The organism is Bowmanella yangjiangensis (assembly GCF_017255015.1).
Classification (GTDB): Bacteria; Pseudomonadota; Gammaproteobacteria; order Enterobacterales; family Alteromonadaceae; genus Bowmanella; species Bowmanella yangjiangensis.
This window is the reverse complement of sequence record NZ_JAFKCS010000001.1, coordinates 289,318-304,331: the sequence shown is the minus strand read 5'-3', so window position 1 is coordinate 304,331 and position 15,014 is coordinate 289,318. Positions and strand designations below refer to the sequence as shown.

The 15,014-nt window shown below is 46.0% G+C and carries 9 protein-coding genes; 7 read left to right on the top strand and 2 right to left on the bottom strand.

Features of this window, described 5'->3' with window-relative positions; genetic code table 11:
* The first annotated feature begins 314 nt into the window (after positions 1–314).
* From J0A65_RS01375 to J0A65_RS01360, 4 genes are all read left to right on the top strand, one after another.
* A complete protein-coding gene (locus J0A65_RS01375) occupies positions 315–1,787 on the top strand; it encodes a methyl-accepting chemotaxis protein (RefSeq protein ID WP_206592313.1) in 1,473 nt (490 codons plus the stop codon).
* Positions 1,788–2,223: 436 nt separating this feature from the next.
* Positions 2,224–3,522, top strand: a complete 1,299-nt coding sequence (locus J0A65_RS01370; protein WP_206592312.1) for a GGDEF domain-containing protein — start codon at positions 2,224–2,226, stop codon at positions 3,520–3,522.
* Between the two features lie 571 nt (positions 3,523–4,093).
* Entirely contained in the window at positions 4,094–7,816 is a 3,723-nt protein-coding gene (locus J0A65_RS01365) for a TonB-dependent receptor (RefSeq protein WP_206592311.1), read from the top strand.
* Between the two features lie 391 nt (positions 7,817–8,207).
* Positions 8,208–9,377 carry an MFS transporter gene (locus J0A65_RS01360; protein ID WP_206592310.1) on the top strand — a complete coding sequence of 390 codons (1,170 nt, stop codon included), beginning with the start codon at positions 8,208–8,210 and terminating at the stop codon, positions 9,375–9,377.
* A gap of 70 nt (positions 9,378–9,447) precedes the next feature.
* On the opposite strand, the gene J0A65_RS01355 is transcribed toward J0A65_RS01360, so the two are convergent.
* Together J0A65_RS01355 and J0A65_RS01350 are read right to left on the bottom strand one after the other, a co-directional pair.
* Positions 9,448–10,131, bottom strand: coding sequence for a hypothetical protein (locus J0A65_RS01355; protein WP_206592309.1), 684 nt, complete (start codon positions 10,129–10,131; stop codon positions 9,448–9,450).
* 291 nt (positions 10,132–10,422) lie between these two features.
* Entirely contained in the window at positions 10,423–11,061 is a 639-nt protein-coding gene (locus J0A65_RS01350; protein WP_206592308.1) for a hypothetical protein, read from the bottom strand.
* Between the two features lie 363 nt (positions 11,062–11,424).
* On the opposite strand from J0A65_RS01350, the gene mads1 reads away from it, so the two are divergent.
* Genes mads1 through hsdR form a run of 3 tightly spaced genes read left to right on the top strand, consistent with a single transcriptional unit; the run spans position 11,425 to position 14,988 of the window.
* The gene (gene mads1, locus J0A65_RS01345) at positions 11,425–11,610 is read left to right on the top strand and encodes a methylation-associated defense system helix-turn-helix domain-containing protein MAD1 (RefSeq protein ID WP_206592307.1); all 186 of its coding nucleotides are present in this window, start codon (positions 11,425–11,427) and stop codon (positions 11,608–11,610) included.
* Between the two features lie 13 nt (positions 11,611–11,623).
* Positions 11,624–12,538: a restriction endonuclease gene (locus tag J0A65_RS01340; protein WP_206592306.1), complete on the top strand. Its 915-nt coding sequence runs from the start codon at positions 11,624–11,626 to the stop codon at positions 12,536–12,538.
* Between the two features lie 17 nt (positions 12,539–12,555).
* The gene (gene hsdR / locus J0A65_RS01335; RefSeq protein WP_206592305.1) at positions 12,556–14,988 is read left to right on the top strand and encodes an EcoAI/FtnUII family type I restriction enzme subunit R; all 2,433 of its coding nucleotides are present in this window, start codon (positions 12,556–12,558) and stop codon (positions 14,986–14,988) included.
* Positions 14,989–15,014: the final 26 nt, after the last annotated feature.

Here is a 15,014-nt window from a genome sequence, read left to right as displayed (position 1 = left end):
AAGGTATCGCAGATATCGTCTTGCAGTTTTGGCTATTCAGCGACCTGATGCCTTGTTACCTGGTTTGAACACAAACCTCTGCATCAATCAAAAGAACTTAAAGGGCTATCTGACGATGACCTGGGCCATACGTCAGATAAGCAACAACTAATAAATACCTGGGATAAAAGTGGCAATTTGCTGTTTGTACTTGCGGTAAGTATTACCAAACTGCTTTAGCAGATCCCGCTCTTCAAAGTACAGGCCAGCGGCGTGTATGGACGCTGTTGAAAATACAAGTACACCTGGCGCAATCCCATCAACTCAACCGCACTTTGGCATTGGTTTGGTGTAAACATGACACCGAAGGTCGATACCACATTGTCAAAGCGGTTGTTATCAACAAAACTTTAACATACAGTGACTTATCCTATGTGGTAGGACAAGTTACAACCATACATTCCGGTAGTGAATGTCATACTTTTGCCTGTTTAGGAACAAGCCCATTTATGAAGTTATCAATCCGTACTCAGTTAACTCTTGTAGCCATTTTACCTGCCTTGATTATCACCATCATCATAGTGGCGGCAGCGCTTACCGATATGGGCAAGATGATCAGGGAGCAAGCTAAACAATCTGCGAGCTATGTACAGCTGAATACTGTCTCTGAAACCTCAGAAGCGGTTCTGGAAGAAACCTTTACCAACTTTGGCCTGCAGGCAAAAGACAGTCTGTCGTCAAAAGCCATACCGGTAATCTTAGTACTTATGACACTTTTGATTGCTTGCGGCTTCTTCCTGGTGCGCAAAATCATGACGAATGTTGATGGTTTGATTAGTCAAATATCAACCATGGCAGATCCTGAGACCTCACTAAATTATCGGATAAGCACGGATGTAAGTAATGAGCTGGGTGTTCTCGCACAGGCGTTGAACAAAATGATGGCAGATCTGGAAACAGTGATGAACGAAATTCGCTCTGCCAGTACCGAAGTTACGGGCAATGCTGATGAAGTGGCACGCTGCACTTCCTCGTCCATGCAAAGCATTAATCATGTAAATGACAATATGAACAGCGTAGCCGCAGCCATTAACCAACTGCAAGCCTCAGCCAAAGAGATAGCGCAAAATATTCAGGCGGCAAGTGCCGAAATTCAGGATGCCAGCGAACAAAGCAGCCAGATGAACAGCGACTACCAAATCATGATGAGCAATACTGAGAAACTCAATACGCGTATGGCTGAATCAGCAAAAGAAGTAGTAGAGCTAGGTTCTCAGGTAGAGAAAATCAATAGTATTTTGACAACCATACAAGGCATAGCTGAGCAAACCAATTTGCTGGCACTGAATGCAGCCATTGAAGCCGCCAGGGCTGGAGAGCAAGGGCGAGGATTTGCCGTTGTTGCGGATGAGGTTCGCAATTTGGCGGGCAGAACCCAACAAAGTACCCAAGAAATTGAGGCGATGATCTTGGCGCTCAAATCGGCGTCAGCCTCTGCGGTAAGGAATATGGAAGCATCGGAAACAGAAGTCGGCAATATGGTCGGTATGCTGAATACCAATACGCAGCAACTCGAAACCTTAACGAGCAAATTAAAACGCGTAACTGATTCAAACTTACAGATCGCGGCGGCAACGGAAGAACAGAGCGCGGTGATCAATGATATCAATCACAATATTCACCGGGTTACCGACTTATCCCATGAAGCCCAACGGCAAGCCAACACCAATAATGAGACTGTGAAAGACTTACACGGTATCGCCAAGCACTTAGATAGCACAGTGAATAGCTTTAAAGCCAACAGATAGGCGCTCCTTAGCGAGGAGCGACCTTGAGCCAAACACGTTCCGGCGTCAATAACCTATTAGGGGACTCCAATGTGGATCCCCTAATAAGTCTAGTGTGCTTACAGTACTTTTAGCGCAAGCAGAACCAGTATAAATCGGAACCATCGATTCTAACGCACGGTAACCATAGCTTTTTGCTTTATTTTCAAGCATATTGAGCCTGACAAGACAGTACAGAGGTCATTGTCTATTGGCATTTATTGTGGTTTTTGCTTGGAAGTATTGGCAAATCCTTGACTCAGAAAATGTAATAACACGCTTCCCGCAGCATCCACTAACAGCATGATTTAATAGTGTCATTTTTAATGTCACAGCAAATTCTTGTGTATCCCAGTTAAGCTAAAGTGATTTAACCAGTTACAAACGGACGTGAAATTATTTAAAGATTGAGGTTGTTATGGAGCATCGAAAGCTCTACAGCATCACGTTAGTTTTGCTGTTAGTTATTACCTTTGTTGCAATATTTCTGCAGTTTTTCTTACTGGAAAGAACCTTAGTACTTCGCCCTGGCGATACAAAATATGTAAGCGCCATATCAGATCAGAGCAATGGCGGAAGCTCCGTTGCCAGGGTAATCGAAAAAGACGGCAAGTGGCTACTAGCCTGCCATATCATTGCCTCTGAATACAGTTGGCCTTTCTGTGAAATTTCGATTGGCTTCTTTCAAGCGCCTGGCTCTCAAAAGGGAGAAGGCATTGATCTTTCGACTTTTTCTTCTGTGCATGTCAAAGCACGCTATCTCAATAAGGGGCACGAGAGTCTCCGCTTTCAACTGAGAAACTTTAACCCTGCATATGGTCGTTTGGACGATCCGGGCACGTGGAAGTATGTGGGCATTGAGTATTGGCCACAGCGTTCACCAGAAGGGAATGATATTCCTCTAAAAAGCCTGCAAGTTGCGACTTGGTGGATAGTTGAACAAAAACTGCCGATAAAATACGCGGTGCCTGAATTTGATAATGTCATGATGTTAGAGCTGGCAACAGGCAACAACATTCAACCTGGTGAGTATCTGATTGAGGTAGAGTACATTCAGTTTAATGGTAAGTACTTTACCAACAGTCAGATTTTGCTCTTCCTCATATCGCTGTGGGTCAGCTCGGCAGCTTGCTTTTTGTTTTATAGCCTCAGATTGTCATACAAGCAGTTGAGTGAAACAGAAAAAAGAGCCGAGGATTTGAGGCAACTCAACCAACTGTTAAACGTCAAAACCAAAGAGCTTAAAAACCAGGCCGAGAGAGATCCCTTAACAGGTGCCCTGAATCGCGCTGGAATAGAAAAAATATTCACTAAAGAACTTGAGGTACTGTCGCTCATGTTCATTGATATCGACCACTTCAAGTCTATTAATGACAACTATGGCCACGCTGTAGGTGATGAGATTCTCAAGGAATTTTCAAAACTCATTAGTCAAAATTGCCGCTTCACTGACTTTTTGGCCCGATGGGGCGGAGAAGAGTTTTTGTTAGTTTGTCCCAATACTTCGTTATCAGACGCCTATGAGCTGGCCCAGGCATTACGCAGGCTAATTCGTGACCACCAATGGACCAACAATATTCGCTTAACGTCAAGCTTTGGCGTCGCCCAGTTAGGCGATGAAAGCCCAACTGCGTTTATAGAGCGGGCAGATAAGGCCTTGTACGATGCCAAAGTACGCGGCCGCGATCAGGTGGTACTTTCAAAAAGCCAGACGTGAGCTTTTAAAGCGCCAGATTACTTTGATTTCAAAAGTAACTCTGCAACCTCAGTTCAAAACGCCCGACCAAACTCAAAGGCCGACAAGAGGCACTCACCGCCAAGGCGGCCAGAACCAGCCAGACAACAACGCTCAGGCAGAGACCCAACAAGTGACAGCGTTGCTCAGTCTGCGTGTACAAAAAGAGGCATGTGTGCTCTGAGCGTCGCCCCTAAACGCCTCATTAACGCCTAGCAAAGATCCCCATGCCAAACAGACATTGGACAATTATTCCCCACGCAGTAATAATTTATTTTTCACAATCCATTAACCATGTGATAGATTATTCTGGATGTTTTCTCTCTAATTCTGCTTTGTTAGTCAGTACTTAGCGCAGTTAGCGGCTGCAAGCGGCACGGCAAAAGGCGGCAACGGTAGAAGGAGGTGCGCAGATCTGAATCGGTGAGATACAACCGGAAGGGTCAATGCATAAAGCATCAGTACCGCGTTTTGCGGTCCTGCGAGGCGACAACTGAGGTTCGCAGTGAGTGGACATAACAACAGTGGCGACATCTAAACTGAAGGAAATGGTATGAAGGCTATTCAACTATCCAAAACCGCTTTAGCAGTAAGCACTGCATTAGTGATGAGCGCGAGTATGCCAATGGCTGCTTTCGCTGCTCAGGACGCACAAGGCACCGCAGCAGAGAACGAAAAGGAAGGCGTTGAAATTATTCAGGTCACCGGTATTCGCTCATCGCTGCGCGAGAACTTAAACAACAAGCGTTTTTCAAACTCTGTTGTTGATTCAATCAACACCGAAGATATTGCCAAGAACCCTGATAAAAATATGGCGGAGGCGTTGCAGCGCATACCCGGTGTACAGATTGAACGTCAGTTTGGTGAAGGCGCTAAAATTTCCATTCGTGGTACCTCGCCCGAACTGACCAATACCCTGGTTAACGGTCAATCGGCCAAATCAGCGTCGTACCTGCCAGGTCAGGCTGAAAGTAATGCCTTTGATTTTTCTAACATTCCAGCAGAGCGGGTGGCAAAGATAGAAGTGCATAAATCTGCCCGCGCTGACTTAGATGCCGGCGGCATAGGTGGCACTGTTGTTCTGCATACCAAAAAACCATTAGAACAACGAGACGGTTACGGTTACTTGAATATTGAGGGCGAATACAATGACTCTTCAGAGAAGTCCTCTCCACAGATTTCTACAGCCTATAACTTTGTTTCTGAAGACCAAAAGTTTGGTGCCTCCATTGCGGTTAGCCTTCAGCAACGCAATGCTTTTCGCTCGGGGTTTGAATCCGGTGGTATGGGTGCAGGTACCGGCTTCCAGCAAACCAACCCCATCGCCTGCCCTACGGAAGACTGTGCCAGCAGCGATATCAAGTTAAGGCATATGAATGGCCATAACCTGATTGTTACCAGACATATGGCGTTAAACGGCTATACCTATGGCGACCTTGAAGCCGTAGCAGGCAATGGCGCTTATTCACTAACCAATGACCCTAACAGTTCAGGGGTATGGAATAACCATACTAATAACTGGGGGCAACTTGATGAAGTGATGGATCCCACTTATATCGATCCCACTTGGGGTTTATTCTTAGGAGATCGAAGGAGCGGCGGCTTAGGACAAACAGCCCCCAGGCATATAGGTAATATGCTGTACTCTCCGGCGTTTTCTACCGATGAAAGTCGCCTGGATACCACGGTGAATTTGCAATGGGCACCGTCTGATTCGTTAAGCTTCAACCTTGAGTTAAACCGCAACAGTTCAGATCGCGACAACAAAAACGATAACTTGTATGCGCAAACCTTCCGCATCAGCCAGTTGCTATACAGCAACAGTGTAGAAGGTATCGACCCGCGTCTGGTGATGGATCCCATCAGCGATATCGTGTTGTCAGCGACAGCCCCTATTGACGGCGTCAACCTGGTACGTGGCGCCGGGATGGTATGGGACGGCAACAACTATTATGCTGGTGATACCCGCTGGGGTGAAATGGTGCGCAGGGATTCCAACGATCGTAGCGGTACTGAGACCGAACAAGACCGCGTTCACCTGACTATGGATTACGCCAAAGACGCCTTTACCGTTAAGCTTCAGGCTGGACGGACAACGGCGGACAGTACGGTACTGGACAGGGCCACCACCCTTGCCACCCGTTATGGAGACTCTGAGACGCCCTATTCTGGTGACATCGCTGCCCTGAAAATCCCCACCTATGAAGGGGTAAACCTGGGTTACGGTTACGACCCAGATACCGAGAAGGTTTATTGGGGCTTACATGCTGATCCTTCGTTAACTGGTGATGCATTGGCCGCCGCACAACAGCGTGCTGAAAACTTCTTACTGGCCCCAACCAACGAGTTCTACCTGCTGACAGGTGGACTGCGAAATACCGCCCGTTATCGTGAAAACACCGAAGACTTTTTCCAGGGCGATGTCACCTGGGAGCTGGATAATGACTTTTACATCGATAGCGTAAAATTCGGTGCCAAGTATCGTAATATCCAGCGTACGGAACACTATTATACCGAGAATGCCACTTTCCATGGCTATTCCAACGAAACCAGTAAGTTCCCGGTAATCCTCGCTGACCAACTCGTCGGTGGCACGGTATCTGGCCTGGATACAGCTGGTCACGATATTCCCGACGAGTATTTTGATATTGACCAGGATAAGCGAAATACCCTGCTCAATGATCACTTCCTGCTGCTGCATTCTGAAGGCGCACCAAACAAAGGCGCCTGTGAAGACGCCATTGCTGCATCGGGCTCCAGCAACTACTTCGGTTGCCGCTCTGGCCTGACCGAGTCTGCCGGTGACTTCTATGATGTGACCGAAGAATTGCTGGCTTACTATGCCATGGTCAACTTCAGTGGCGAGAAATTCCGTGGTAACGTTGGCGTGCGGGTGGTAGATACCGAGCGTGAGTCCATTGGCAGAGAAGTGGCCAAAGACGAAAATGGTCAGTTACTTTCTCACCCCACAGACCCCAGCGCCCCTGACTACATTGCGGAGCTGGCTGGCTTTAACAAGTACGAACCATTAGTGCAAACCAGCACCACCAAGGACTACTTGCCAAGCTTTAACCTGTCGTATGACTTAACTGACAATCTGATTTTGCGCGCCGCGGCGTCGAAAAACATCTCTCACCCCAGCCTGAGCCAGTTAAGAAGTACCTTCTATCTGGTCACCGAAAGACAAAGACTTTACACCGATGGCCGTCAGCAAGATCTGACACCAGAAGGTAATGCTGAACGTCTTGCCATGGACTCGCAGCGCAGAGGCTCTGTGGGTAACCCCAACTTAGGCTCTTACACCTCAGTAAACAGTGAAGTGGGACTGGAATGGTACTTTGCCGAGTCCTCGATCTTTGCCGTTACTGCCTTCCAGAAAGATATTAAGAACATGGTGCGTTCAACATCTCGGGTGCAGAACCTCGATTATCTGGGTGAAGAAGGCCGAACCGACAATAACGGTTATGCCATTTTTGGTGACTATGTAGTCAGTTCCTACTTCAATACCGGTGAGCAGAAAGTCGAAGGGGTAGAAGTACAGCTTCAGCATGACTTAGGTAACGGCTTTGGTGGTCTGATTAACTACACCTATACCGACGTGCCGGATCAGAAATTCTCGACTTCGACCTTTGCCTATGAAATCGCCGATATGACGGATATCGAAACCCATCAAAGCGACCCTTCACAGCGTGAATATTTCGAAGTTACCGGTTTTAGTGCTAAAACCACCACCCAAACAGAGCCTATGTTTGGCCAGTCGAAAGACACCTTAAATGCATCGATCTATTATGAAGACGATGACTTCTCGGCCCGTCTTTCCTATAACTATCGCAGTGAATTTGCCAATCAGAGCAATAGCGAAGGTATCCGCTACACCGATGCACGTTCACAGTTAGACTTTAAAGCAACCTACAAAATCATGGACAACCTGATAGCCAGTTTCGCGGTTACCAACCTGACCAATGAGAACGTGGTTCACTACCTGGATAGCACCCAGATCGTCAATGACCCGGTTATCAATAAGATGAAGTGGATTGATGAGGTGGATGAAAACGGTGCCGCCACCGGCAACCGTGTTATCGCTACAGATGATGACGGCAACCAAATTATTGAATCATCCATTACCGGCGATGCCGCGTTTGAGATGCTGTCTGAAGCCAGCGGTATTCCAGTGGCCGACCTGAAGCCCTATTACGAAAACCATTTAAATAAAATTGTGGTGAACGAATGGACCAACGGCCGCCGTTTCTACCTGGGTATTAACTACACCTTCTAAAACGACCAACTACAAGCTTGTTGGTGTCGCCAATAAGCTTGTTTAACCACATAAAAGCACACTTATCAGCCCAGGCTGTTAAGTGTGTTTTTTATTGCGCTAACACCTCACTGGCACAGCAAACTTCCTCTTCATCGCAAGGCGCGGAGGATAACCCATGTTTTCCGGCGAACTTGCAATGTGGATGGCAATCTGGGCCCGATTTCTCTGGCTTTGCCAGCCTAAGTGGCTAAATACGCCCTTTGCCTGAATATTATTCAGGTATCGGATAAATAAATGTCACTTTACTTAATGGCTAGCCTGCCCTACATTCGCCGCCAATTTCATACCTGTCTCAGTGCCACCTCTCGTCTTTGTCTCTTTTATGGCGCTGGCTTTCCCGGAAATAAAGATGGTCGATGTAGTGATGGCCAACAGACCCAACAGCCCGTTAGTGCCTGTGCTTGGCTTGTCGTTTTATGCTGTGGCATCAGGCTTTTTAATGAGCCTAGTGCCGCTATCGTTAGTGGCTAACCAACTCACTCCTGCTCTTGCCCCCTGGCTTGCCAGCGTGTTTTACCTGGGCCTGCTATGTGGCGCGTTTTTTATCCAGCGCGTAGTGGCGGTGACCGGCCATCGTCTGGCCTTTATTGGCTTTTTGCTGTTGCTGCTGACTACGGTGGTGTCCCAAATTCTCTTGCCTTATGCCTGGCTGTGGCTGATAGACCGCTTTATTGCCGGCATTGCGGTAGCAGGCGTATTTGTGGTGGTAGAGTCCTGGCTATTAATGGCCGACACCGCCAAACAGCGCGCCAAGCGATTAGGCCTGTATATGACCTCGCTGTACGGCGGCTCGGCAGTGGGGCAATTGATGATAAAGCCCTTAGGGGTGGAAGGCGCCATGCCTTATCTGTTTGTGATTGCGCTGCTCAGCATGGCGGTGTTGGTGCCGCTGCTGATTAAACGCGGTCAGCCAAAGCAACAACAATCCCATAAACTACGGTGGCAGGAGCTGAAAAACCTTAGCCGCCCGGCGCTGGTCGGCTGCCTGGTTTCCGGGTTGTTGCTGGGGCCCATTTACGGCTTGCTGCCCATGTATATTATGCAGTCCGACTACGCCCCCAAAACCGGCTTGCTGATGGCGGCGGTAATTCTGGGCGGTATGGTGGTGCAACCGCTGGTGAGCTACTTATCACCGCGCTTGAATAAATGCTTACTGATGGCGCTGTTTTCCCTGGCAGGGGTGTTGAGCCTGATAGGTGTTATCTACGCCGCCGAGGTTGAGCTATTGGTGGCGAGTTACCTGTTACTGGGAGCGGCAAGCTTCGCCCTGTATCCCATTGCCATCACTCTGGTATGTGAAACGTTAGCGCAAAACAAAATTGTATCAGCCACCGAATTAATGCTGCTGGCCTACAGCCTGGGCTCGGTAATAGGGCCACTGTTAGCCGCTTACGTTACCACCTCAAGCAACAGCATCCCCTGGTATCTGACAGCCTGCTTAGCCACCACCTGCGTGTATATGCTGCTTACCGCCAAACGTCGCGTACCCGACCAAGACAGCCCTGTGGCCGAGCTTTAGGGCCACTGGGCGAAGGCACTAACAACTCAAGGAGCCGCCGTAATTTCTTCTACCTCAAGTTAGGACAAAGTTATAACTCCGTCACTTGCCGGGTTTCACGGTTAACACGAAATACCCGGCCTCGTTCGTTCTCAATACGCAGATGCAGTCCATCCGCTTCCAGGGTCATGCTTTTAAAAAACACATCCTGCACATCCCCTTCCCGAGCGGGGTCACGCTGGTTCTCGTAGACCTTTATCACCCATAGCCGCTGATCTTGCTCAAACGCCGCCAACAACCCGCCCATTTGTTCAAAGCCCGCCATTAAGCCATTTTTTACCTGCTCATAACGAATACCATCTACAACGATAGGCTCCACAACGAGTGCTGGAATGCGGCTGGATGATTTAGCAGACATAGTATTTTCCAGAAAGGCTTCGGCGCCCCTAGCATGCAATACGCAGAAATCAGGGGTAAGCTTAATTGACATCAACTGTTTATTGTCTCTGATATTGGCCGACATCGGTTCCAGTTCAGAAAATTCTTCATAAGCGCTGAGCATGCCATCAATAAAGTCCTGATTGTCAGGCCAATGGTTTTTAACCCGTTCATTCACTGCAAATCCCAGTGTTCTGAACCGCTCCTTATCATCTTCACTCACATCAAGAGCAAATTCCGCACAGCTCATCAGAAACGCCATATGTCGCCCTTGCAACCCTAAATCAGGGTTTGCCGTTATTGTGACAAGAAGAAGAGCAATAGTGGGCTTAGTCATCCTTTACTTCCTTGCTATTAAACAGCGCGCAGGAATAGAAATAGACAGTAAATAGTAAAAACTGGGTGAGAAAAAGACTGATAGATACAAAGAACGAGAGCACATTCAAAAGCATCATGCTGGACACTGCAAGAAGAAAACCTTGCAACAGACTATAAGGTAGCGAAGATAAATATACGGATCTGTTTGGTCCGAAACTTGGACGATAGCTTATTGAAAGATGTACAAGCTTTCCCAGACTGAGCAATCCAATAACGCCATGCAACAGATTGGCAAATGACAACTCAAACATTAGAAATCCTTCAGCGTAACCAACCCTCTAATTGAAAGTTCCTTTAATGCATCTTCTCTGGCGCTTTGTGCACCAGCATGTAAACATCCAAGCAGCACCGAGACAAACGCACCTGCAAAACCAATATTTCTGGCCACTCCTCCTGATATCCCTAACTTCCTCGTTGTGTCCATTAGCTTATTATATGAGCTTACATTTCGCACTGTATTGCCCGTCATAGACGCGAATCCAGACTTAGATAGGTCAACAAGCAAGCCAGCAATACCTATAGCTGTTATTGACCCAAAGTTGACACCAAGGGTTTCGAGGGATTTCGAAAAGTCACGATTGTACTCATAATACTCCCGAAGCTCCTGGTCAGTAAGGCTCCAACAGTACCAATACGGATTGGCAATAATTTGCGCAGGCATTGGATGAATTTTCGCGAGCAGCCGACCAGGAGGAATAGCATTAATGAGTGACAATATTTGGGACTTTCTAAGGCGGTCAAGACTGCGAAAAGACACTAACCCCGTCAGAATGTTGAGTGAAGAATCCAATTCTTGCAATTCACTGGCGTACAAACTCAAGTCCATCAGCTTTATCAAAAATTGGAGAGGGCTGGCTTTAAAATCATGTGCAATGTATTCGCTTTGCATACGTCGCATTCCTTTGCTGTCGTAGAGGCTAAAACGTAGTCGAAATGTTCACATTCATCAAGCCTGTGAACTCAAACATCAATCCAGATGTGGCAGACAGTACCAACGCTCCCTGAAAACCTCTGTTATGACCAGGAAATCTCTAAGATTCTGCGGCATGGGAATAAGCGTGAGCTTGCTGAGATCCAGGCTTACTTGCAACAAGAGTGATGCTAAAAAACCCTAGGATGACCACAAGTTCTGCGCTTTCAGTGTTCAGAACAAAGTATTAGCTATGGGTTCAAGATCTCTGTTCCCTTGATAGATATAGATAACTCCTCAATTTTCTCATAACATCCAATAGTTCACATACTGGGGGTCAGCATGGCCGATGATATTTTGACCATTCAAGAGGTCGCAAGCTACTTAAAGCTAAATGAAAAGACGGCATATCGTCTTGCAAGTGAAGGCAAATTACCTGGTTTTAAAGTGGGTGGAAGTTGGCGATTTAAGCGCGTAGATTTGGAAAAGTGGATTGAAGAACAAAAGAGTCCTCAACCAAAAGAATAAATAAGGACGTTATATGATCCCGAGTTATCAAGAATTCATGCGCCCCTTTCTAGAAATAGCTCATCAAGCTGATGGCAAAGAAGTTAGGTTACGCGATGTGATAAATCAGTTAGCTGATAAGTTCTGTCTATCTGAAGCTGAACGTGAAGAGACACTGCCAAGCGGCAGACAATCTATTCTTGATAACCGTGTTGGTTGGGCTAGGACTTACCTAACCAAAGCTGGCTTGCTTGAAACCACGCGACGAGCTCATTTTGTTATCACCGCTCGTGGTATATCAGCTTTGCAAGATCCCAGCGTTATAATAGACAATGACTATCTCAAGCAATTTGATGAATTTGTCGCGTTTAAGCAAAAGACAAATGAATCTGATACGACTAGCGTTGACGTAGAGTCAGAGAAAGACATCACCCCTGATGAAGCACTAAGAGCCGCTTACAAAAAGATTAACGATGCTCTAGCGCAAGATATTCTCGATAGAACACGTAAAGTCACTCCAGCCTTTTTTGAAGACCTATTAATTGAGCTACTCGTCGCCATGGGTTATGGCGGTACAGGTGAAGGCGCAGCCCATGCACTAGGTAAAACCGGCGACAATGGAGTAGATGGTGTAATAGATCAAGACCCACTTGGCGTTGACCAAATTTATATTCAAGCCAAACGTTATGCTGAAGGTAACAATGTTAGTGCTGGTGACATCCGAGACTTCTATGGCGCACTCAACCTTAAGCGTGCGCAAAAAGGTATTTTTATTACCACCTCAGATTTCACCGTATCAGCCAGCGAAACTGCACAAAACTTAGGTACTCGTATTGTACTAATCAACGGCACTGAATTAGCAAAGCTCATGCTGCGATACAACATCGGCAGCCGAGACGAACAGGTATTACACCTGAAGAAAATAGACGAAGACTTCTTCGAGGGATAAAGGATTAAGGCGCCATCATGGATAAAAAAGCACTATCAGAAAGAGATATTTGTACCAAATATATAACACCTGCAATTGAAAAAGCGGATTGGAAACAAAATCAATTTCGAGAAGAAGTAAAACTTACTGATGGTCGCGTGATGGTTAAAGGTCGACTGGCGGCCCGCGTTAAAAACCCCGAAAAAAAAGGTGGCCCAAAAAGAGCTGATTACATCCTATATGCAAAGCCCAATCTTCCAATCGCCGTAATTGAAGCTAAAAAGAATTCACTATCCATTGGACATGGAATGCAACAAGCTCTTAGCTATGCGGAGATGCTAGATATTCCATTCGCTATAAGCAGCAATGGCGATGGATTTCTTTTTCATGACAGAACAGGACTTACATCACCTGTAGAAAGAGAGTTAAGTCTCGACGAATTTCCAACGTTACAGTCGTTATGGCCAATTTATCAACAGTGGAAAGGCTTAACAACAGAGTCATCTGAACCGATAGTTTCTCAACCCTATTACAGTGATGGGAGTGGAAAAGAACCTAGGTACTATCAGCGTGTTGCCATCAACAGAACAATAGAAGCGATTGCCAAAGGACAAAATAGAATCCTTCTTGTTATGGCGACCGGAACAGGTAAAACATATACCGCGTTTCAAATTATTTGGCGACTATGGAAATCAAAAACGAAGAAACGAATCTTATTCTTGGCAGATCGCAACATCTTGGTTGACCAGACAATGCAACAAGACTTTGCCCCATTCGGCGAAGTGATGCATAAAGTTACCAATCGAGAAGCAAAGAAGAATTACGAAATATACCTTGCTCTTTACCAAGCTGTTACCGGTAAAGAAGAATGGAAGCAGATTTATCGTCAATTCCCTGCTGACTTTTTCGATTTAGTTGTGATTGATGAATGTCATCGTGGCAGTGCAAAAGAAGACTCTGCTTGGCATGACATTCTTAAATATTTCGAAAGCGCTACGCACATAGGCCTGACGGCTACACCAAAAGAGAAAAAGCCTGTTAATGGCGAAATTATAAACCCTGAATTCAATATCAAGTATTTCGGCGAGCCCATTTACACCTATTCGCTAAAACAGGGGATAGAAGATGGCTTTCTAGCACCTTATAAGGTTGTTCGTATAGCAACGAACGTTGATGCCCTAGGCTACACCCCAGAAAAGGGAAAGACGGATAAATACGGCCAAGAAGTGGAGCAACGCCAATACAATACTAAAGACTTCGACCGAAATCTGATTCTAGAAAAGCGCACGCGATTCGTCGCGAAAAAAGTATGGGAATACTTAGAAAACACCGATCCAATGGCAAAAACTATCGTGTTTTGTGACGAACAAGATCACGCTGAAAGAATGCGCCAAGAGTTGGTCAAACTTATACCTGCCGCTGCAAATAATCGCCGCTACGTTATGAGAATTACTGGCGACGATAACGAAGGCAAGGCTCAATTGTCATACTTCATTGATAACGACGAACCTTTCCCAGTGATAGCAACTACCTCAAAGTTACTAACAACTGGTGTTGATGCTAAAACCTGTAAACTGATTGTTCTAGACCAAAACATAAACTCAATGACTGAGTTCAAGCAGATCATCGGCAGAGGAACTCGATTAAGAGAAGACTATAACAAACTCTACTTCACCATTATGGACTTCAAGGGTGCTACTCGCCTATTTTCAGATCCTGACTTTGATGGCGAGCCCGTCATTATTTATGAACCCGATGAAGATGATCCAGTAGTTCCGCCAGAAGAAACTGAAGAAGGTATTGCGCCTGATGATTCAACGCTGCTAGTTGATACTTTGCCGCTACAGCCAGAGGATACTTCAGAAGTCCGTGAACCTAAAAAGAAATTTTATTTAGATGATGTGGATGTGGACCTAGCCGCAGAGCGCTCTCAGTATCTTGACGCGGATGGTAAACTCATCACTGAAGATTATAGAGTCTTGTTAAAAGACCAAATTGAACAGTCATTAAAAGAGAGTTTTGGTACGCTTAATGTTTTTTTAAAACGCTGGAACGAAAGCGATAAAAAACAAGCCATAATCGATGAATTGGCAGAGCAAGGTATCAAGTTAGAATTACTTCAACAAGCTATTCCTAACGGTGAAGAGCTAGATGTATTTGACTTAATAGCACACGTAGCTTTTAACCAGAAGCCTTTAACTCGCAAAGAACGAGCAAATAACGTTAAAAAACGTGATGTATTCGGGAAATATGGCGAACAAGCCAAGGCTGTACTTGAAGCGTTAGTTGAAAAGTTTGCTGAACATGGCGTTCAAGATATTGAAAGCCCTAAAGTATTAGAGCTACCTCCTTTTGATCAGTTAGGTAGTAAAACTCAGATTCGAAGAGGTATTTTTGGCGGTGTAGACCAATACCAAAACGCTATTAAAGAATTAGAAACCGAATTATATAAAGATGATTTAACTGCATAGTCATCATGTAAAGATTGAGATTAGAA